This is a genomic window from Paenibacillus sp. 2003, assembly GCF_031455635.1.
Taxonomy (GTDB): domain Bacteria; phylum Bacillota; class Bacilli; order Paenibacillales; family Paenibacillaceae; genus Paenibacillus; species Paenibacillus amylolyticus_B.
In genome coordinates this window covers 283103-303605 of record NZ_JAVDTB010000002.1, presented here as the reverse complement: position 1 = coordinate 303605, position 20503 = coordinate 283103, and the positions used below count along the sequence as shown (strand labels likewise).

At 47.4% G+C, this 20503-nt stretch carries 18 protein-coding genes and 1 other annotated feature; of the genes, 16 read left to right on the top strand and 2 right to left on the bottom strand.

All coding sequences use genetic code 11. The features are described 5' to 3' along the window. From J2X75_RS13450 to leuS, 13 genes are all read left to right on the top strand, one after another. Positions 1–1248 (top strand): DUF58 domain-containing protein, encoded by a 1248-nt coding sequence (locus tag J2X75_RS13450; RefSeq protein ID WP_373428192.1) that lies wholly within the window; start codon positions 1–3, stop codon positions 1246–1248. Further along, entirely contained in the window at positions 1245–3458 is a 2214-nt protein-coding gene (locus tag J2X75_RS13445) for a DUF4129 domain-containing transglutaminase family protein (RefSeq protein ID WP_310337157.1), read from the top strand. Before J2X75_RS13450 ends, J2X75_RS13445 begins: the two co-directional genes overlap by 4 nt. A 110-nt stretch (positions 3459–3568) precedes the next feature. Beyond that, positions 3569–4096 carry a YqeG family HAD IIIA-type phosphatase gene (locus J2X75_RS13440; RefSeq protein ID WP_036615148.1) on the top strand — a complete coding sequence of 176 codons (528 nt, stop codon included), beginning with the start codon at positions 3569–3571 and terminating at the stop codon, positions 4094–4096. After that, positions 4093–5220 carry a ribosome biogenesis GTPase YqeH gene (gene yqeH / locus J2X75_RS13435; RefSeq protein WP_310337153.1) on the top strand — a complete coding sequence of 376 codons (1128 nt, stop codon included), beginning with the start codon at positions 4093–4095 and terminating at the stop codon, positions 5218–5220. Before J2X75_RS13440 ends, yqeH begins: the two co-directional genes overlap by 4 nt. A gap of 44 nt (positions 5221–5264) precedes the next feature. Continuing rightward, the gene (aroE, locus tag J2X75_RS13430; RefSeq protein WP_307534188.1) at positions 5265–6134 is read left to right on the top strand and encodes a shikimate dehydrogenase; all 870 of its coding nucleotides are present in this window, start codon (positions 5265–5267) and stop codon (positions 6132–6134) included. A gap of 82 nt (positions 6135–6216) precedes the next feature. Then, positions 6217–6510, top strand: a complete 294-nt coding sequence (gene yhbY, locus J2X75_RS13425; protein ID WP_017687186.1) for a ribosome assembly RNA-binding protein YhbY — start codon at positions 6217–6219, stop codon at positions 6508–6510. Positions 6511–6525: 15 nt separating this feature from the next. Then, on the top strand, positions 6526–7116 hold the full coding sequence (locus tag J2X75_RS13420) for a nicotinate-nucleotide adenylyltransferase (RefSeq protein ID WP_310337150.1): 591 nt from the start codon (positions 6526–6528) through the stop codon (positions 7114–7116). Continuing rightward, positions 7100–7666 carry a bis(5'-nucleosyl)-tetraphosphatase (symmetrical) YqeK gene (yqeK, locus tag J2X75_RS13415; protein ID WP_124115953.1) on the top strand — a complete coding sequence of 189 codons (567 nt, stop codon included), beginning with the start codon at positions 7100–7102 and terminating at the stop codon, positions 7664–7666. The genes J2X75_RS13420 and yqeK overlap by 17 nt, the downstream gene beginning before the upstream one ends. 17 nt (positions 7667–7683) lie before the next feature. Then, positions 7684–8031, top strand: coding sequence for a ribosome silencing factor (gene rsfS, locus J2X75_RS13410; protein ID WP_036615136.1), 348 nt, complete (start codon positions 7684–7686; stop codon positions 8029–8031). Then, entirely contained in the window at positions 8028–8933 is a 906-nt protein-coding gene (locus tag J2X75_RS13405) for a CvfB family protein (protein ID WP_036668546.1), read from the top strand. Before rsfS ends, J2X75_RS13405 begins: the two co-directional genes overlap by 4 nt. A gap of 129 nt (positions 8934–9062) precedes the next feature. Further along, a complete protein-coding gene (locus tag J2X75_RS13400) occupies positions 9063–9833 on the top strand; it encodes a class I SAM-dependent DNA methyltransferase (protein ID WP_124115955.1) in 771 nt (256 codons plus the stop codon). Between the two features lie 227 nt (positions 9834–10060). Further along, positions 10061–11017 (top strand): phosphotransferase family protein, encoded by a 957-nt coding sequence (locus J2X75_RS13395; RefSeq protein ID WP_310337147.1) that lies wholly within the window; start codon positions 10061–10063, stop codon positions 11015–11017. 111 nt (positions 11018–11128) lie between these two features. Then, positions 11129–11398, top strand: a binding site (T-box leader). 78 nt (positions 11399–11476) lie between these two features. Then, positions 11477–13921, top strand: coding sequence for a leucine--tRNA ligase (leuS, locus tag J2X75_RS13390; RefSeq protein WP_310337146.1), 2445 nt, complete (start codon positions 11477–11479; stop codon positions 13919–13921). Here the strand turns inward: leuS and comER are convergent. Continuing rightward, positions 13902–14747 (bottom strand): late competence protein ComER, encoded by an 846-nt coding sequence (gene comER, locus J2X75_RS13385; protein ID WP_036615122.1) that lies wholly within the window; start codon positions 14745–14747, stop codon positions 13902–13904. The genes leuS and comER overlap by 20 nt on opposite strands. A gap of 185 nt (positions 14748–14932) precedes the next feature. On the opposite strand from comER, the gene J2X75_RS13380 reads away from it, so the two are divergent. The 3 genes from J2X75_RS13380 (at position 14933) to J2X75_RS13370 (ending at position 19107) form a co-directional block, all read left to right on the top strand. Beyond that, a complete protein-coding gene (locus J2X75_RS13380) occupies positions 14933–15568 on the top strand; it encodes a ComEA family DNA-binding protein (RefSeq protein WP_310337143.1) in 636 nt (211 codons plus the stop codon). Positions 15569–15607: 39 nt separating this feature from the next. Continuing rightward, a complete protein-coding gene (locus tag J2X75_RS13375; RefSeq protein ID WP_017687196.1) occupies positions 15608–16126 on the top strand; it encodes a deoxycytidylate deaminase in 519 nt (172 codons plus the stop codon). 104 nt (positions 16127–16230) lie between these two features. Then, positions 16231–19107 (top strand): ComEC/Rec2 family competence protein, encoded by a 2877-nt coding sequence (locus J2X75_RS13370; protein ID WP_310337139.1) that lies wholly within the window; start codon positions 16231–16233, stop codon positions 19105–19107. 574 nt (positions 19108–19681) lie between these two features. On the opposite strand, the gene J2X75_RS13365 is transcribed toward J2X75_RS13370, so the two are convergent. After that, positions 19682–20410, bottom strand: coding sequence for an SDR family oxidoreductase (locus J2X75_RS13365; RefSeq protein WP_307534206.1), 729 nt, complete (start codon positions 20408–20410; stop codon positions 19682–19684). Between the last annotated feature and the right edge of the window lie 93 nt (positions 20411–20503).

The following is a 20503-nucleotide window of genomic DNA, read 5'->3' as shown; positions in this document are numbered from 1 at the left end:
ATGAAGCCGCTTTTGAGAACAGTCAATAGAGGGTTACGCCACCCACGCGTATGGAGCATCGCAATGGTGTGGATGTGCTGTCTGGCTTATGTTTTGTTTCAGGGCGGGAAGACATCCCTTATGTTGCTGTCGATGGTGACCCTGCTCTGTGTGTACCTTGCCATTGCTGGATTTAGCGGGGTAAGACGTGCTCAAGGAGTTCGTAGGTTATCTTCTGGTCCAGACCACGAAGAATTGCTGCATGCGGGTGACCAGGTTCAAGTACATCTGAGTCTGACGATTCCAGGATTCCTCCCGCTTCCCTATGTTGTTGTACGTGAAATGCTGCATCGGCATAACGGAGAATCGTGGTCGTTCAAGGAAAGTTTGATTCCCAATATGCGAGGTAATGGCGAGTTGTCTTTTCAGACACCGCCACTTGAGCGGGGGAAGTATGTTTTTTCAGAAACGGAATGTGCCAGTGAGGACATATTTGGACTGATTGAACATCGAGGAAAGTTTAAGGCAAAAGGTGAGTTTCGTGTACTGCCAAGAACGGTATTTATTCCATATTGGCAGCTCTACGACCGCAAATCACGGTTATCCGGTCCTCAGACGGCGTTAACCCGCTCACGGAGAGAGACCACTCAGATCAATGGTGTACGTGACTACGTATACGGAGATCGACTTTCCCGCATTCACTGGAATGCAACGGCAAAGACAGGGAACTGGAAGTCCAAGGAGTTTGAACATGAGTCTGTGCCCAAAACCATTCTGGTTCTGGATGCGCTGGCATCAAGTTATGAACATGGGGATGCATTCGAAATTGCCGTTTCCACGGCTGCCTCTCTGCTGGAGTATGGTGTCAGGGAACGAATGGGGATGGGGTTGTTGACATTGTCAGACCAGACATCCTTCATGGCCCCCAGTGAAAGCCTGATGGAACGACAGAAGATGATGCATCATCTGGTTGATATTCAATATAACGGTCAGGATACCCATCTGTTGCCTGGCGTGGAAAGAATCGCACGTCAACTGCCTCAGGGAGCTTACTTTGTCGTGATTTCTCCCCAGAAGGATGAAAAAATAATGGAACTGTTGCGCTGGGCCGATACACGGGGCATGACGCCATGTCATATTCTGATCGATACCAGTGAATCCCGTCGAAGTGCCGAGTGGAATGCCATGTTGCGTGGAAGAGGCACGAGGTCATTCACTGTTTCTCACTTGCAGGAGCTTCCAACGGTGATGGGGGGAGGTTCTGTATGAGTACAAAAGGAAATGAAAGTGTTGCAGGCAAACGATCCTGGTATCATGCAGCGTCATTGCTCTGGATTTTCCTGATTGGCATGCAGTGGATTTCCTTTACGCAGGAATCGTGGTACACGGAGACAACTTCTCTGGTCTTATGGACACTTGCAGCAGTCACTGTGCTGGAGGTCATTCTGCCCTTCAAAACGATGTATCGGGCGATCATCAAGGCGGTCGTTGTTGGTTACATTTTGCATAAAACGCTGATTGATTATACGGTGTACATCCCTTATGGCTCTTTAACGGACCGAGCGGAGCAATTCATATTACACATGACGCCGTACATCTGGTTCTCCCTGTGTGCATGGGTGATGCTTGAAGCTGCGCTTCGACTCGTGACCACAACACGTCGCATTCTTGTTTTTCTGGGTGTTAACATCATTTCGATGGGGATTCTCGATTCTTTCACCCAGATTCCACTCTGGATTGAAATCGCGTGGGTGATGTTTGCGGGGATGGGATGGCTCGTATGTCAGCATTTCCGTAACTATCAGCTACAGTATCCACAAGGTTGGAAACGAATCATCCGTTATCCTTATAAAGTCCTGGCCAATATTGCCATTATCTTTTCTTTAATTATTGTAGCCAGCGTTAATATGCCGGAGATTCCACCCACCTTGACGGACCCATATACGGCGTGGCGTAACTATACCGGAACTTCCACAAGTCAGACTGGTAACGGAAACCTTGATATTCCCGCGGCTACCGAATCGGGATACAGCAGGGAAGACAATCAGCTGGGTGGAGGGTTCAACTTCGACTATACCCCTGTTATGTCTGTCACCACCAATGAGCGTAGTTACTGGCGCGGTGAGACACGTGCAGAGTATACAGGCACAGGTTGGGATGACCGTGGACGGGGTGCGACAAAAAATGTTGAAGCCGGACAGCCTCTGGAGAACCAAGAATCCGGAAATGTGAATACCAAACAAGTGACTCAGAACGTAACGATGCTGAATGATAATGTCTATCCGATTCTCTTTGGTGCTTATTCGATCGCTGAAGTGAGCTCGATTAATGGTGAAGACAGAACGGAACGGATGTTGTGGAATGCCGAACAGGCTGAACTGCATGTGGTGACAGACCGTCAGCAACCACAGTATCCCAAGACATACACCATCGTATCGGAAGCCCCTGTGATTGTGGAAGATGAGCTTCGTACGAAGTCATTTGAAGATCTGTATAACAGTAATCCGGCAGATGATATGTACCTGCAGTTACCATCCCGTTTCCCTGACCGTGTGTCGAATCTGGCAGCCGAGATAACGGCATCTGCGAATACTCCGTATGAAAAAGTGGCATTACTGCAAAACTATTTACAAACTAATTTTGAATACACGAACAATCCGGATTTATCTCGAAAAGTAAGCAGCGACTTTGTGGAAGGTTTCCTGTTCGACATTATGGAAGGCTACTGTGATTACTTCTCCACTGCGCTGGTGATGATGGCGCGCTCGGAGGGCATTCCTGCAAGGTGGGTTAAAGGTTATGCGCCTGGACAACTGTCCCTGAATTCGGACATGCAGGCTCCACGTCAACCTGGCGCGGAGATTGAGACGACCTACACCGTTACCAATGCAGATGCACACTCCTGGGCAGAGGTTTACTTTGGTGAGTATGGCTGGATTCCTGTTGAAGCAACGCCGGGCTTTGATATGCCGCTGCTGACGGAACAGCCTGCTGTAGAGCCTGTAGATGAGCCTGAAGAAGAGCCAGAAGAGGAGCCGGTACAAGAGGAAGAGCAGACCCCTGCACCTGAGCAGACATCGTCTGCCATCCCGACTTTTGTTATCTGGGCTGCAGGAGCCATTATTGTAATGTGGGTAGCATATATGTTCTGGCGTAATCGTTTCTCCATGCGATTCTTCCTGCTTCGTCTACGGACAGGTGGACCGCTCACCCCTGAACAGAAGGTAGTGGCAGAGACCGAGCGTTGGATTCAGTATGTGAAACGCAAAGGGTTGACCCGGAGCGGAGACGAGACACTTCGTGAATCGGTAGCCCGCTGGAGCCAGGCAAAACCTGCTGCAGAAGCAACATTGTATGAGCTTCTCACGAAGTTTGAACAGACTCGTTACAGTCCGGCGTCCGTAACTGCCGACGACTGGAAGGGCGTCTATCAGACCGTCTTGAAGCTGCGGAAGGAACTGAAAGCGGAACGGGCATAGTTGTTGCCCGTCCCGTTTTTCCTTTTTTCCTGTGCCATCAGGCGCTGTATGCATTTTCAGGAAAGACGGATTTGTGATATAGTGTGTCGTATGAAACTGAGGTGACTTCTTTGTTTAAAATGTTAATGCCCAAGCTGCGTGTAGACACGGTTTTTGACATTAATCTGGAAGAGCTGTACGCTCAAGGCTACCGTGGAATTATAACTGATCTGGATAACACACTCGTTGGAGCCAAAGCCCCTGACGCTACGCCCGAACTGATTGAATGGTTTGCACGTGTGAAAGAGGCAGGTTTCAAGCTGATGATTGTGTCCAATAACAATTTGAATCGTGTATCCCTGTTTGCGACCCCGCTGGATATCCAGTTTGTGCATAGTGCACGCAAACCATCGAATGTACCGTTTCGTAGAGCAATGAAAATGATGGAGTTATCTCCTGAAAACACGATTGTAGTAGGCGATCAGATGCTTACGGACGTTTATGGAGGGAACCGAATGGGGTTATATACCGTTCTGGTACTGCCAATCTCCATTGGGGACGAAGGTTTTATGACCCGCTTCAATCGACGCGTGGAACGGATTGCTCTAACGAGTTTACGCAGGAAAGGCTTATGGCTTGAGGAGGAAAAGAAGAAATGACAGAACCGCATAACGGCAATCTTGCCGTAAGGTGCAGCGGATGCGGCGTGCATCTGCAAACAGAAAATTCGGAATTACCAGGGTTTATCCCTGAGAAGGCATTGGATCGTGAACCGGTTATATGCCAGCGCTGTTTCCGCATCAAAAACTACAATGAGTCATCATCCGTTACGGTGGATCAGGACGAATTCCTGGCGCTGCTTAGCAAAATCGGGGATAAGGATGCACTTGTCATCCATATCGTTGATTTGTTTGACTTTGATGGCAGTATTATCTCCGGTCTGCAACGTTTTGTAGGCAACAATCCGGTATTGCTTGCTGTGAACAAAACGGACTTGCTTCCGAAAGTAACCAACTGGAACAAGGTTCGCAACTGGGTACAGAAGCAAGCCAAAGAACAGGGTTTGCGTACCGTGGATGTAGTCTTGTGCAGTGCAAAGCAAAATCAGGGCTTCGACCGACTGCTTGAGCTTGTGGGAACGTATCGCGAAGATCGTGACGTGTACGTGGTTGGCGGTACCAATGTGGGTAAATCCACACTGATTAACCGTCTGATTCGTGATTACAGCGATCTGGAGCAGGAGCTGACCACATCCCGTTATCCGGGAACAACGCTGGATATGGTGAACATTCCGTTGGATGATGGAAAATATATCATTGATACGCCTGGAATCGTGTATCCATGGCGTTTCAGCGAGATTGTTTCACGTAAGGATCTCGCTGCCATCATGCCAGAAAAACCGCTTAAACCAGCTGCGTATCAGTTGAACTCCGGTCAGACGCTGTTCTTCGGCGGCATGGCTCGATTTGACTTTGTGGAAGGTGATCGCCAGTCGTTCACTTGTTTTATCAGCACTGCGCTTGATATTCACCGGACGAAGCTGGAGCGTGCAGATGACCTGTACCGTGACCATCTGGGAGAATTGTTGTCTCCGCCAACCCGTGAGGATGCAGCAGAGATGGCTGAATGGACCAGACATGAATTCCGCATCAAACGCGGCAGTCAATCTGATGTATTCATCTCTGGCTTGGGCTGGATTAAGGTTAATGGCGATATTGGAGCGCTTGTTGCTGTTCATGCTCCAAAAGGCATTCGTGTACAGATCCGCCCATCCTTGATCTAGTAATCTCAGAAGCTGTACATCAGATGGATCGGAGGCGGAACACTATGTCTGAGCAGAAAAAGTTCAACTCTTCACTTCCCGTGTTGCTTGGTGTTATGGGTGATCCTATTGCTCACTCCAAGTCTCCGGCAATGCACAATGCGGCTCTGCAGGCTGCAGAAGTGAATGGAATGTATATGCCACTGCATGTTCATCCGGATCAACTGGAAGCGGCCGTTCGGGGAATTGTGGCACTGGGCTATCGTGGTGTTAATGTCACCATCCCGCACAAAGAGCAGGTGATGCAGTATCTGGATGTGATCGATGAAAGTGCTCGCCTGATTGGTGCGGTGAATACCATCGTTAATGAAGGTGGAACACTGACAGGGTACAATACCGATGGTATTGGTTATGTCCGATCGCTGAAGGAAGAGGCTGTACCTGAGCTTGCGGGCAAACGTATCGCTGTATTGGGAGCAGGTGGAGCGGCAAGAGGCGTTATATACGCACTTGCATTGGAGAAGCCTGAGCAGATCCACATTCTGAATCGTACAGCGGACAGGGCTGTTGCACTTGCTTCGGATTTACGGGGCCATGGCTTGGGAGAAATCTCGGGCAGTGGCATGGAAGACGCTGCAACGGTACTGGCTACGGCTGATATCGTGATTAACACAACGGCTGCCGGTATGCATCCTCATGTTGATGACGTTCCGGTTGATCCTGCACTGATCCGTGAAGGAGCAGCGGTGAGTGATCTGATCTACAATCCGCTGGAGACCCGTCTGCTTCGAGAGTCGCGGATGCGAGGATGCACGGTGCACGGTGGTCTGGGTATGTTTGTATACCAGGGCGCAGTGGCCTTTGAACATTGGCTCGGCATTCCGGCTCCAGTGGAGACGATGAGACGAGCTGTACTAAACAGTTTTGAAGTGTGAAAATAATAATTGAATGGTCAGGTCCGGACAGTTTTTGCGCTGTCGATCAGGGCCTGCTCAACATAAGGAGTATGGAGTATTCATGTTAAACGGTAAACAAAAGCGCTTTTTGCGGTCACAGGCACACCACCTGACCCCTGTATTTCAGATTGGTAAAGGTGGAACAAACGAGCACCTGTTCCGTCACATCGAAGATGCGATTGAGAAGCGCGAATTGATGAAAGTGCAAGTATTGAACAACAATGACGAGGACAGAAAAGAGATGGCAGAAGAAGTTGCCCGTGAAACGGGAAGTGAGCTTGTACAACTGATTGGTAACACAATCATCCTGTACAAAGAATCTCGTGATAACAAACAAATCGAACTACCTAGATAAGGGAGCGTGACGCAGGTGAAGATCGGCATCATGGGTGGTACGTTTGATCCGATCCACATGGGACACCTCCTGGCAGCTGAAGCGGCAAGGGACTCGCATGCACTGGATGAGATCTGGTTCATGCCTTCCCATGTTCCACCTCACAAACGCGGAGCCGGAGCTTCGGGACAGCAACGTCTCGATATGACGGTAGCGGCTGTGAAGGGTGTGCAGCAATATGAGGTGCTGGGTATCGAGATGGAATTGGGCGGAGTGTCTTATACCATCGATACGATGAAGGAACTGTGGCGTCGCCATCCTGAACATGAATTTTATTTCATTATCGGGGCGGATATGGTGAACTATCTTCCCAAATGGGAGCAGATTGAAGAGCTTGCAGAACGCTTAACCTTTATCGGAGTTGGTCGGCCGGGCTTCCAGTTACATCTGGATGATTTACCAGACGAGTTACAGGATCGGGTCCTGCTGGCCGAGATGCCCTTGGTCGATATTTCATCGACAGCCGTACGCAGACGTCTGGCCAAAGGACATTCGGTACGCTTCATGATTCCTGATGAAGTGCACCAATACATTGTAAGGAGCGGTTTATATGGCACTAAGCCGTGATGAACTGATTCAAGCCGTATCCGGACAAATGCCGGAAAAACGCTGGAAGCATACACTGGGTGTAATGGAATCGTCAGTGATGTTGGCTGAAAAATACGGTGCTGATCCTGTGAAAGCAGATCTGGCAGCGATATTGCATGATGTGGCGAAGTACTGGCCCGTAGCGGAGATGGAAGCGGTCATCCGTGACAACGGATTAAACCAGGAACTTCTGCAGCATGACAAGCAACTCTGGCATTCCGAAGTCGGTGCTTTTGTAGCCGAGCGTGATTACGGTGTAGTGGATTCCGAAGTTATTAATGCCATCCGGTGGCATACCTCGGGTCGGGTAGGCATGAGCTTGCTGGACAAAGTGGTATGTCTTGCCGATTACATTGAACCGGGACGAGATTTCCCGGGAGTGGATCACATTCGCGAACAGGCTGAACGTAGTCTGGAGGAAGGTTTAATTGCCGGATTCGATTCGACGATCAGCTTGCTGATCTCGCAACGACGTGTCATTTATCCTTTGACCATGCTGTCGCGGAATGACTTAATTGCACAATTATAGATTATGGAGGTTGGTTCATGACAGTATCATCGAAAGAACTTATGAATATGGCGGTTGCTGCCGCTGACGACAAAAAGGCATCCAATATTGTAGCATTGGATCTGATTAATGTTTCCCTGGTGGCGGATTATTTTGTTATTTGTCACGGGAATTCCGATACACAGGTACAAGCCATTGCCACTGAAATTCGCAAACAGGCTCATGCAGCCGGAGCGACGATCAAAGGTATCGAAGGTATGGATTCTGCACGTTGGGTACTGATGGACATGGGCGATGTTGTTGTTCATATCTTCCACCGCGACGAGCGTGAATACTACAACATTGAACGACTGTGGTCTGATGCCAAAGTGGTGGAAACTGTATGAGTTTGATTGCTGGAACAGTCGTCTCTTTGCCGGTTTCACGTGAAGTGTCTCCGTTTGGTTTCTTTTTGACGACAGGATCGGAAGATGTACTGCTTCACTACACCGAGTTAACGCGGGATATTAAGATTGGTGAGACGCTTGAGGTATTTGTGTTCTTTGATACGGAAGATCGTCTGGCCGTAACGATGAAAAAGCCTTATCTCATGCTCGGCGAAATGGCACGACTGGTTGTGGCTGATGTTCACCCACGACTGGGTTGTTTCCTGGAAATGGGACTTGGACGGCAATTGCTGCTTCCTATTCGTGAATTGCCTGAACTGGAAGAACTGCGTCCTCAAGTAGGGGATGAAGTCTTTGTAATCATGGAACATGACAAGCAGGGACGTCTGCGTGCCAAATTGGCCGGGGAACGTGAGCTTTCACCATTGTCTTTCCATGCGCCAACTTCATGGTTAAACGAGTGGGTTGAAGCGACGGTATACAAGCCACTGCAGATGGGTACTTTTGTACTTGTAGAGGGCGGTGTACTGGGCTTTGGCGCAATTGGCATGATTCATTCATCCGAACGCAGTCATATGCTGCGTCTTGGTGAAAAAGTGAAATGTCGGGTGACACTGGTACGTGAAGACGGACGTGTGAATCTGGCCATGACTCAACTCAAACAAGTTGGACGTAACGAAGATGCAGACAAGCTGCTCGCCTTTATGAAAGAGCGTCCTATGGGTGGCATGCCATACTCGGATGCAACTCCGCCGGATATCATCAAGCAACGCTTTGGCATCAGTAAGTCTGCTTTCAAGCGTGCCTTGGGCAAATTGATGAAGGACGGACTGGTGGTCCAAAAGGAAAGCTGGACGTATCTGTCCGAATCTGCTCCTGCGGATCAAAGTGAAAACAAATAATCTTCTTGATTAAATAGTTGTAATATGGAACTCGGATAAGGCAGGGATAGGCTGGGTAAACACCGGATGCCCCTGCTTTTTCTTTTGTTAGCAGGATTGGAAAATGAAATTGAAAGTGCGGTGCCTGACATGTCTTACCGGAAATTTGCCTATGTGTATGATGAATTAATGGAAGATATGCCTTATCCGGACTGGATAAGGTTTGCAAGAACAGCATGGGAAAAGCATGGAATGCCCAAAAGTGTCGCTGAACTTGGCTGTGGAACGGGCTCCATTACGATCCCGCTCGTGAACTCCGGTTTCGAAGTTACAGGCATTGATCTCTCAGCAGATATGCTGTCGGTTGCACGCAGCAAGATGGAGGCTACGCCTCAAGGTCATCGTTTGTATCGGGAAGGCAGTGTCCGTTGGGTGCAGCAGGATATGCGGGAATGGCGAGTTCCGGAACCTGTGGATTCGGTGATATCTTTCTGTGATTGTGTCAATTATTTGCTTGAACAAGAAGATGTCATTCGTACATTCCAGCGCACATATGAGATGCTGAAGCCTGATGGAACGTTCCTGTTTGATGTGCATCATCCCAATACCCTTATTCGTTATGATGAGGAGCAGCCTTTTGTACTGGATGAGCGCTCCGTGTCGTATATTTGGACTTGTGATCTGGATCAGGATCGCTGTGAGATCGAACATCATCTCAGTATTTTTTCGCGTGTGGATGATGGTAACAAGGATATGTACCAGCGGTTTGAAGAAGTTCATGTCCAGCGTGCATATAATCCGGACTGGATGAAGCTGGAGTTATCCAAGGCAGGTTTTAGAGACGTGAAGGTATATGCGGATTTTGAATGGAAAGAGGCCGAAGACAGCGCACAGCGCTTGTTCTACGTTGCTGTGAAGTAAGAGCGAATAATGAGAACTGTCCTTATGTATGGTGCATAAGGGCAGTTTTTTTGTTTGATTTTTTATGGGAGAATGAATAGCAATACATTCTTAAATAGGGTAAAGGAATCAAGAAAAGACATAACGACGTGACAAAAAGTATTGCCAGTTAAAGTAAAGGAGGCGATAATAGTCGGATAGAAAGCGTTTTCTGAGAAAATAATCAATTGTCAATGTGAGGTGTAGAAATGGAAAGTACATATAAAACAAGACTTACGTCAGAACAGTTGAATGCCATAATAGAGCAGCATTTTTCTGCAAGTATACAGGACTACAAGGAAATGGTGGATGGCTGGGCCAATCATGCATATCTCATCACACTTAGTGACGCACAGCGAGTGGTACTCAAGATTGCACCGTCGGCTTCGACAAATCTGATGCGCTGTGAGCAGGATCTCATGATTGCCGAGGTTGAGGCACTACGCCTCATCACGGAGCTACAGGATGTTCCCGTACCCCAAGTGCTGGCTTATGATGATTCGTTAACCATGGCTTCAGCGCGTTATTTTATCATGGAGTACATGTCTGGAACACCCTATAATCAGGTCAAGGATCAGTATTCTGTGGAAGAGCAGGAGGCCATTGAACAACAACTCGGTCGGTACAATCGTCGAATTAATGAAATCAAGGGTGAGAAGTTTGGATATTTCTCGGAACAAAAACAGCGTTATTCCACATGGAAAGAAGCATTTATGAATTTGATGGATGACATTCTTACCGATGGTGAAGAAGCCGGAATTACATTTTCGATCGATTACCCTGAATTGAGACGTTTGATTGAAGAAAAATCGAATGTGCTGGACGATGTCAAAGAACCTGTGCTTGTGAGTTGGGATCTGTGGGATGGCAATTTTCTAGTAGACGCAGGTCGTATCACAGCGATTATTGATTTTGAACGTTCACTGTGGGCAGATCCTCTGATGGAGCATTATTTCAGTCATTTTAACTATACGCCTGGTTTTGTGAAAGGGTATGGGCATGCGATTACGACCGAAAGTGAGCTGAAAAGAAGAAGCCTCTACGACTTGTACTTTGATCTGGTGCTACGCATTGAGTGCGCTTATCGTCAATATGATAATCAGGAACATGTGAATTGGACCATTCATAATCTGGAGGAAGGCATTGAGCGTTTTCGGTTATCCTAAACAGCAACCAGCGTTATGAACGGTACGAACCGCAGACTTCAAGATGGCGATTATAACGTGTAATATTGACTTTGGGCTTGCTTTTTTATATAATGGTCCCGATATTGTATACATATTTCGATGATAAGGATCAGTAGTAATTCCTGTACATAACAGAGAGCCGGCGGTTGGTGCAAGCCGGTTGACAGTGATTTGCGAACTCGCCTTGGAGAAATGCGGTGATTACACCATTCTGTTTAACCTGCTTGTATAAAGGTTGGGTTCAGGAATGGAAATCCGCATCGGTTAACCGCCGTTACAGGTCCAAAGGGAGTGGATGACGAAGCACGTTCGTCCGCTAACTAGGGTGGTACCACGGGAATTCAACCTCTCGTCCCTAGCGCTGCAAACGCTACGGGATGCTGAGGTTTTTTTGTTGCAATTAAAGCTAAAGCGAATAACCTGAAGGAGGAACAATAGATGAGTGAGAATAACCAGCCGAAACACGGCTATCAGCCACAAGTCATGGAAAAAAGTTGGCAGCAATACTGGGATGCAAATAAAACGTTTAAAACGGGTGAAGACCCTGCTAAACCGAAATTTTATGCACTGGATATGTTCCCTTATCCATCCGGTTCAGGTCTGCACGTAGGTCACCCGGAAGGATATACGGCAACGGATATCGTTTCCCGTTACAAACGTATGCGCGGTTACAATGTATTGCACCCAATGGGTTGGGACGCTTTCGGTCTGCCTGCTGAGCAGCATGCACTGGATACAGGTGAACATCCACGAGATATTACATTCCGTAATATTGACAATTTCCGTCGCCAGATCAAATCGCTCGGTTTCTCTTATGACTGGGATCGTGAGATCAGCACAACGGACCCTGAATATTATAAATGGACACAATGGATCTTTATCCAGCTGTACAATAAAGGCCTGGCTTATGTGGATGAAGTTGCAGTTAACTGGTGTGAAGCCCTTGGAACGGTACTTGCTAATGAAGAGGTTATTGATGGCAAGAGTGAACGTGGTGGTCATCCGGTTGTACGCAAACCGATGCGTCAATGGGTTCTGAGAATTACCGAGTATGCAGAGCGTCTGTTGGAAGACCTGGAAGAGCTGGATTGGTCTGAAAGCATCAAGGATATGCAGCGTAACTGGATCGGTAAATCGACAGGTGCAGAAGTTGTATTTGCCATTGAAGGTCGCGAGGAAGTTATCAAGGTGTTCACCACCCGTGCGGACACATTGTTTGGTGCGAGCTTTGCAGTACTTGCTCCGGAACATGAATTGGTAGAAGCAATTACAACTGATGACCAATGTGAAGCGATTCAGGCTTATCAGGAGCAGGCTTCTCGTAAAAGTGATCTGGAACGTACGGATTTGGCCAAAGACAAAACAGGTGTATTCACTGGCGCTTATGCAATCAATCCCGTTAATGGTGCAAAACTGCCGATCTGGATTGCTGATTACGTTCTTGCAGGTTACGGTACAGGCGCGGTTATGGCTGTTCCGGGTCATGATGCACGTGACTGGGAATTTGCGAAGCAGTTCGGTCTGGATATCATCGAGGTTATTCAAGGTGGCGACGTTACACAAGAGGCATATTCGGGTGATGGCGCGCATGTGAATTCCGATTTCCTGAACGGACTGAACAATGAAGAAGCGGTTGCCAAGATGATTGCTTGGCTGGAAGAGAACGGCAAAGGACAAGGGAAAGTAACCTATCGTCTGCGTGATTGGCTGTTCAGCCGTCAGCGTTACTGGGGTGAGCCAATCCCGATTCTGCATCTGGAAGACGGAACGATGAAGACAGTACCGGAGGATCAACTTCCACTGCTGCTGCCTGATATCGACCAGATCAAACCTTCGGGTACAGGAGAATCACCACTGGCGAATGTTACGGAGTGGGTGAATACGGTAGATCCGGAAACGGGAATGAAGGCACGTCGTGAGACCAACACCATGCCACAATGGGCGGGTAGCTGCTGGTATTACCTGCGCTTTATCGATCCGCACAATGACAAGGAACTGATTTCCAAGGAGAAACAGCAGCAGTGGTTGCCAGTTGATCTGTACATTGGCGGAGCAGAGCACGCGGTGCTTCACTTGCTTTACGCTCGTTTCTGGCACAAAGTGCTGTATGATCTGGGTGTTGTGGAGACCAAAGAACCTTTCCACAAACTGGTGAACCAAGGTATGATCCTGGGTACCAATAATGAGAAAATGAGTAAATCCCGTGGTAATGTCATTAACCCGGATGAAATCGTGAATGAATTCGGTGCAGATACATTGCGTCTGTACGAGATGTTCATGGGACCATTGGAAGCGACAAAACCGTGGAATGCAAACGGGGTTGAAGGCATGCACCGCTTCCTTTCACGTGTATGGCGTCTCTTCATTAACGAAGACACAGGAGCCATCAATGACAAGATTACGGTGGACGGTGGAACGGATGAGTTCAAACGGACTGCTCACAAAACGATTAAAAAAGTTACGGAAGATCTGGAACATCTGCGCTTCAACACATCCATCAGCCAGCTGATGATTTTCATCAACGATGCATACAAAGCGGACACACTGCCTCGTGAAGCGATGGAGAAATTTGTGCAGCTGTTGTCACCACTGGCACCGCATATGGCAGAGGAACTGTGGAGCCGTTTGGGTCATGAAGGTGGAATCTCTTACGTGGCTTGGCCTGAATATGATGAGTCCATGACAGTAGATGCGGAAGTAGAAATCGTTGTTCAGGTAAACGGTAAAATCGTAACTCGTGCTACAATCGCGAAGGATCTGGATGCACAGGGTATGCAGGACTTTACGATGGAGCTGGCACCTGTTAAGCAGGCGCTGGAAGGCAAGACCATTCGCAAGGTCATTGCCGTTCCAGGCAAACTCGTTAATATTGTTGCCGGTTAATCTCACCGGCTCGGAATAGTTCATCCAGCTTTAACAAATCTTCATCATATTTGTCATGTGTCGTGTGGATCAGGCTGTCGAAAACACCGTCGAGACTTACCTTCAGCAGTGCCAGTGCCTGAGCGGTAATACCGCCAGGTACAGCGACACGAGCCTGAAGCTCTTGCGGGGTGTATCCTCCTTCGGTGAGCAGCTTGCCTGTTCCCAGGAGCATTTCGCCAGCCAGAGCGCAGGCATCTGCCCTTTTGATGCCAGTCAGTTTCACGGCACTTTCGATCCACTGTTCCAAAAAGAACGAAATGAATGCAGGTCCGCAACTGGAGAAGTCGGATGTAATTCGTGTACAGGCTTCATCCACTTGGTACGGCCTGCCTATATGACTGAGCAGACTTTCCAACACAGCGCGGTCTTCACTGGTCATTCGTTCGCCATGTATGCAGAGGGATGCTCCACTGCCGACTTGGTGTGTGACGCTGGGAATTACCTTGGAGACTTTGCAAGGAAGTGAAGATTCCAGATGTCGCAGCTGCACGGGACTGGTGATCGAGACAATTATATGATTGGGATTCACGACAGGCAGGATGTCGTCAATGACATGTTTGAATTCAAGCGGCTTCACGCACAGGAAGATGATGTTGCTTCGGATCACCGTTTCCCGGTTGCTCTGGGATTCATGCAGACCGGGGTAACGAAGGGATAACTGACGTACTTTGGACGGGGTTCGATTGCTGGCCGCGATCTGCCGGGGCTCAAGTGCACCCGATTGGATCAGGGCATAGATTAGCAGGCTGCCCATGCTGCCGGTTCCGATAAATCCAACCTTCATTGTTTCAGGCCTCCTTTCATGCTTTACGGTACTGGCGCAGTTCATTCCCTCTATTCTATGCGTGAGGACCTGTTTCACATGACATGAAAAATGCACAACTTGTTTCATCAGGAAAGTACAACGGTTCGGAAGCACCGCCCGTGTTCGAAATGAATGATTTTGAATTCAGGGAGAGGTGTGAAAGAATGAGATGGAACAAAGGGATGACCATTGCTGCTGCGGTGGTTGGAAGTATACTTATATTATGGTCGGGCAAAAGTGAACAACCACCTAGTGGCTGGGAACCCTTGCAGCTCGGCACCGAGAAGCCGACGATAGAGCAGGAACTCCCTGCTGTGCAGTCGGCTACTTCGGTTCAGGGCAATACAGGAGCATCTTCGGGTACGGATGCAAATGGGATGCAGACTGGGAATGAGGCAAAGGCAGGAGAGTCTAAAGATTTTTCGAGCATTGGGGTTGAAGGTGATTCGGGAGTTCAAACTCCAAATCAGACGAACGATAATCCTTCAGATGCTGCTACTTCGATTGAACCAGTTACGCAAAGTACAAATTCGAATCCTTCGGTTCCCTCCGAGATGGGCTCGAACAGTAATCCACCTGTAGTTGATGAGGAAGCTAGCGACAATGGCAAGATTGATGTGAATACTGCATCTGTCTCCAAGCTTACGGAGCTTCCCGGAATTGGGGAGAAGAAAGCTCAGGCTATTGTGGACTATCGGAATGTACATGGTCCTTTTGCAAAAGTCAGTGATCTGACAAAGGTCAAAGGAATCGGGATGAAGATGCTGGAGAAGATGGCGCCGTATGTGCAGATCCGGTAAAATTAAAATATAAATTGTATTAAGCGGGAGGAAAGCAGCATGAGTACAGAGGTACGCAAGGACTGGGATACGTATTTTATGGACATCGCGTATATGGTTTCCACCCGTTCCCGCTGTTCGCGTCGTCATGTGGGTGCAGTTCTTGTTCAGGGAAAGAAACTGCTGGGAACAGCCTATAATGGTGCACCCACCGGCGTCCCGGATTGTTCTGAAGCAGGTTGCATGATATCGGAAGAGTATGAGTTGGTCGTGACCGATGGGCAAGAAGAAATGGTGAAAAAGCAACGATGCATTCGCACAATCCATGCGGAGCAAAACTTGCTTTTATTCACAGATCGAATCGACCGCGAAGGCTCGTCCGTGTATGTGACTGACGAACCGTGCTGGACATGTGCCAATATGCTGGCGAATAGTGGGATAACAGAAATCGTGTTTCATCGTTCTTATCCTAAAGATACCGGCAAGGTTACAAATATGATGGAACAGAAGGGAATAACGTTCCGCAGGCTGGAGAATTACCAGCCCCCGCGGGAAACGATGATGACTGTGAGCAATTAATGTGAATATGGTCGAATACGCGAGAGGGAGAACCTCCGGCAAGCCTGAATTGGCTTTCCGGGGGTTTTTCTGCGTTCAACGGGTGAAATGAAGGAGGGGTAGAAATGAAAGGCAGACCATTATTAAGTTTTACGATTTGTTGGTTGTGCGGGAGCGGGATAGCATGTGCGTTAACAGGCTGGACGTTAATCTGGGGGTTAATTGGAGCTCTGGCATGTCTGCCACTTTTACTTCGTTTTATAGATGTGCGTGGATGGTCTGTTTTATTTTTACTCGCTGCCTTTATTGGAGGCGCTGTACATTGGGAGTGGAATGACGCACGCAATCATAGCAGTCTGCCGGAGACCCTGCATATCGCAGCTTATGAGTTGGACGGATGGTCAGCTGAAATTCAGGGTGAGCTGGTGTCAGATGTACGCATTGATGGAGATCGGGCTGACTTTAAGATTCAGATGTCTTCAATATTACCAATATCGGATTCGTCAGCAGATACAGATCTTGTAGCATCATCTGCATTCAACATAGATGAACAATTGATGGTACAAGTCAGACTGTTGGAGGAAGAAGAACAACAGGTAGCAGCGGGCTGGAAGAGGGGCGATTTGATCACGCTTAATGGTTCTTTTGTCCTTCCTGGTGAAGCCAGGAACTTTGGCGGGTTTGATTATCACAGTTACTTGCGCACCCTGCATATCCACTGGTTGTTCAAAGTGAAGGGAGCTAGTTCGGTCACAGTAGTTGCTCCTGAGGGACTTGGACAATATAACGTACTACGGTGGACGGATTGGACTAGGCATAAGTTGGGCTCGGCGGTTGAGCAGTTATTTCCAGAGCCTCATGCTGGATATATGAAGGGTCTTATTATCGGGATGGCTACTGATATCGATCCAGGTACCTATGGTCAGTTTTCACAACTCGGTCTAACGCATATCCTGGCAATCTCCGGAACCCATGTCGCTGTGTATGTTGCTTCTTTGCTTCTTATTCTATCTTGGCTAAGGCTTACCAGAGAGACGGCACTCACGATTGTTCTGATCCTGGTGCCAGCTTATGTACTGTTATCCGGTGGTTCACCTTCGGTGATTCGAGCAGGCATTATGTCCATGATTGGGTTGTATATGGCACGTCGTGGTCTCGCCAGAGACGGCCTTCAGATGATCAGTGCAGCAGCGTTGCTGATGATGTGGTGGGACCCGTACTTTTTGCTAAACGTGAGTTTCCAGTTATCCTTTCTTGTGACCGCAGGTTTGATGATCTATATGCCATTGATTAACCGACTGTTTAGCAGCTGGCCGAAATCTCTTTCCGCAACAGCATCCGTAACGGTAACCGCTCAGCTGATTTCTTTTCCAGTAACCATTCTGTACTTCAACCAGTTCTCATTACTCTCATTTGTAGCCAACTTTCTGCTTGTTTCTTTGATTAGCGCCATTGTATTACCTCTGGGGACAGTCGCCATGTTATTGTCATTCATATGGGTTCCCATGGCGAAACCCCTCGCATGGATAGCGATGCAACTGAATCAACTGACATTTGTAAGCGTGGAGTGGATGAACAGCCTGCCAGGTTTTGTATTGATCTGGGCAACACCGCCCTTGTTATGGATTACTGCATATTATGCCGTGTTGTATGCCTTGCTCTACCTGTTGCATCGTGGCAATGGTGAGCAGCGAGAAACAACGTTTATTGAGGAGGAGACGGCACCTCTTGTGAGGCGACAACCTACAGTTTCCATGGGGAATGTGGGCATTCGCTCTTCTAAGTCTAACATGGCACAGGATCAAGGTAAGAACCGTGTAGATGGAAAAGAAACTTCATTAACGACTTTAGGAGCCAGTATCGCATGGCCGGAGTATACAAGTGCATTTACTGCACGAGGTGCAGGTTATTATACGCATCAACGAATGAGTAAAGCTCAGCGATGGTTGTGCGTGTTGCTCGCGCTAAGCTTTATTGCTGGATTGTGGTGGGCATATCAGACTCCCAAGCCTGCTGGAACCGGCATCGTGCAGTTTTTGGATATTGGACAAGGGGACAGCACATTGATTACAACCCCGGAAGGCAAACACATTCTGGTGGATGGCGGAGGAACGGTTAGTTTTGGGAACACCGAACAATCATGGAAAACAAGACGTGATCCGTATGAGGTGGGAGCTAAGGTGGTTGTTCCTCTATTGAAAAAAAGAGGCATCCATCAACTGGATGCTGTAATTGTCACGCATGCTGACCAGGATCATGCCGGAGGACTTCAGGCGGTGCTAGAACAGATTCCAGTTAAACGTTTCATGTTTAATGGCACGACCAGCGGTAAGGATAACTTTGATAAGCTGCTGAATACAGCCATGGAACGGAAGATTCCTCTGTACGCCATTCAGCAGGGCATGTCCTATAAGGCTGACAAGCAGACGAGTTTACATTTTATAGCTCCAGATCTGGCACATATGGATGTAAATGTATCGGGCAGTTTGCCTGTATCTGAACATCAGAATCATGATTCCGTTGTCTTTTTTCTGGAAATGGCTGGCACTTCCATGTTGTTCACTGGGGATATGGATGCAGCAGCCGAGCAGGATCTGCTCTATATGATTCAAGATGGCTCACTTGCTGAAGTCTTTGAAAAACATAAGGTGAAAGGAGGCATTGCAGATAAAGTTGTCCTTAGCGAGATAATGCAGAAGTTTTTGGGAAATCCAATTAAATATGATGCATCCTCCTCTGCTATTTCCATTGACGTGTTAAAGGTCGCTCATCATGGTAGTAAAACATCGTCAACCGAAGCCTGGCTCCAATACTGGAACGCCAAAACGGCCGTGATATCTGCTGGTGTTAACAATACATATGGGCATCCCAATCCGGGAGTGATGGAACGTCTGGAGGCTACCGGGTCAGATATTTATCGGACCGATCTGATGGGTGAGGTACAGATGAAAGTGAAGGATGGAAAGATCGATATTCGGTACAAGTTGGTTGGAGTTGAGTGACGGAATTTACATTACATGGTTGCATGATAAGCAGGTTGAAGAGTTTATAAAAACGGATGTCACGGCATGCAAAAATGTGACTTAACCCATAAGAAGATAAATTTCACCCATATGTGTGCTGGAATTTGCTTTAATTTCCGTTGTTTTTTGCCTTTCGGAACACAAATAGAAGCATAAGTTTGCCATGAGTCGAAACTGGAAGCATAAAGTTGCCATGAGTCCCCATTATGACGACTTTTCATTTAACTAACGGGCAGGTTAGTTTAAATACATATTCAACTTAACAATCAATATTAAATTACAATACTGGATTGTAGATCGCTGATTGCAAAGTTATAGAGCTTTATTAATACAGCCCTATACAAACCCGCTCTAGACGCGTTTTTTCATTTTAAAGGGTCAAGTTCATGTCCTTGGTCAGGTACATGAATTTGACCCTATTGCCGATAGTGGACATGAACAAGTCCTTATAGCCTTGACTATACAGAGAGTCTACTCCGCTACTCTGGTGAGTGGGACGGGGTAAACTCCATATAGCTTACGGAATACTCAGAAACTGCCCGGGTAAAATGGTTTACCAAGGCACAACTCCATTTTCATCAAAAAAGCTACCAGTTGGACCATCATTATTGATTGTGGCGAGCTTAACTACACTGGAAGCTGCTTGTTCGACTGTGCGATAGCCACTATTATCATTTAAATCGGTAGCTGTAAATCCAGGGCAAACTGAGTTGATTTTAATAGGAGTATCTCTTAATTCTTTAGCAAAGAAAACAGTTAAAGCATTTACAGCCGTTTTGGAACTATTATAGGCGAGCGAATTCACATTATAAAATTCCGACGTTGGGTCTGAATTCAAAGTTAAGGAACCTAATGCGCTGGAAAGATTTACGATTCTTCCGGCAGAAGATTTTTGGAGCAATGGAAGTAATGCTTTAGTGACAGAAAATACGCCGAAAACGTTTGTCTCATAAGTATTCTTGAGAACGGACAGTTCCAGTTCCCTTGGAGATGTGTTGCCTTCAAAAAACACGCCTGCATTATTAATCAAGATATCAAGGTATCCATATTCTTGTTCAATCCATTCTACTGCCGAGAGAACGGAGCTGGGTTTTGTGACATCAAGAACCACCGTTTTAGCTTTAATGTTCTCCGTTTCCAAGTGCGTTACGGCCTCATGTCCTTTTTCTTCGCTTCTTGCTCCTATTAAAATCTCATACCCCATGTTTCCCAATTGTCTTGCTGTCTCAAAACCAATACCCTTATTGCCACCTGTAATTAATACGATCTTGGATTTATTCATAAAATTGCCTCCCTAATCTGTTTTCTAAAACCTATACCTACGAAAATGTATTTAATTCTTATAGTTGTGACTGCCATTAAGATTCTCTCATTG

Excerpts from the sequence above, each read along its gene's own strand:
- leuS (WP_310337146.1), top strand. The coding sequence starts at position 11,477 with ATGAGTGAGAATAACCAGCCGAAACACGGCTATCAGCCACAAGTCATG.
- yqeK (WP_124115953.1), top strand. The coding sequence starts at position 7,100 with ATGGCACTAAGCCGTGATGAACTGATTCAAGCCGTATCCGGACAAATG.
- comER (WP_036615122.1), bottom strand. The coding sequence starts at position 14,747 with ATGAAGGTTGGATTTATCGGAACCGGCAGCATGGGCAGCCTGCTAATC.
- yqeH (WP_310337153.1), top strand. The coding sequence starts at position 4,093 with ATGACAGAACCGCATAACGGCAATCTTGCCGTAAGGTGCAGCGGATGC.
- J2X75_RS13365 (WP_307534206.1), bottom strand. The coding sequence starts at position 20,410 with ATGAATAAATCCAAGATCGTATTAATTACAGGTGGCAATAAGGGTATT.
- aroE (WP_307534188.1), top strand. The coding sequence starts at position 5,265 with ATGTCTGAGCAGAAAAAGTTCAACTCTTCACTTCCCGTGTTGCTTGGT.
- rsfS (WP_036615136.1), top strand. The coding sequence starts at position 7,684 with ATGACAGTATCATCGAAAGAACTTATGAATATGGCGGTTGCTGCCGCT.
- yhbY (WP_017687186.1), top strand. The coding sequence starts at position 6,217 with ATGTTAAACGGTAAACAAAAGCGCTTTTTGCGGTCACAGGCACACCAC.
- J2X75_RS13395 (WP_310337147.1), top strand. The coding sequence starts at position 10,061 with ATGGAAAGTACATATAAAACAAGACTTACGTCAGAACAGTTGAATGCC.
- J2X75_RS13405 (WP_036668546.1), top strand. The coding sequence starts at position 8,028 with ATGAGTTTGATTGCTGGAACAGTCGTCTCTTTGCCGGTTTCACGTGAA.
- J2X75_RS13445 (WP_310337157.1), top strand. The coding sequence starts at position 1,245 with ATGAGTACAAAAGGAAATGAAAGTGTTGCAGGCAAACGATCCTGGTAT.
- J2X75_RS13450 (WP_373428192.1), top strand. The coding sequence starts at position 1 with ATGAAGCCGCTTTTGAGAACAGTCAATAGAGGGTTACGCCACCCACGC.
- J2X75_RS13375 (WP_017687196.1), top strand. The coding sequence starts at position 15,608 with ATGAGTACAGAGGTACGCAAGGACTGGGATACGTATTTTATGGACATC.
- J2X75_RS13380 (WP_310337143.1), top strand. The coding sequence starts at position 14,933 with ATGAGATGGAACAAAGGGATGACCATTGCTGCTGCGGTGGTTGGAAGT.
- J2X75_RS13400 (WP_124115955.1), top strand. The coding sequence starts at position 9,063 with ATGTCTTACCGGAAATTTGCCTATGTGTATGATGAATTAATGGAAGAT.
- J2X75_RS13370 (WP_310337139.1), top strand. The coding sequence starts at position 16,231 with ATGAAAGGCAGACCATTATTAAGTTTTACGATTTGTTGGTTGTGCGGG.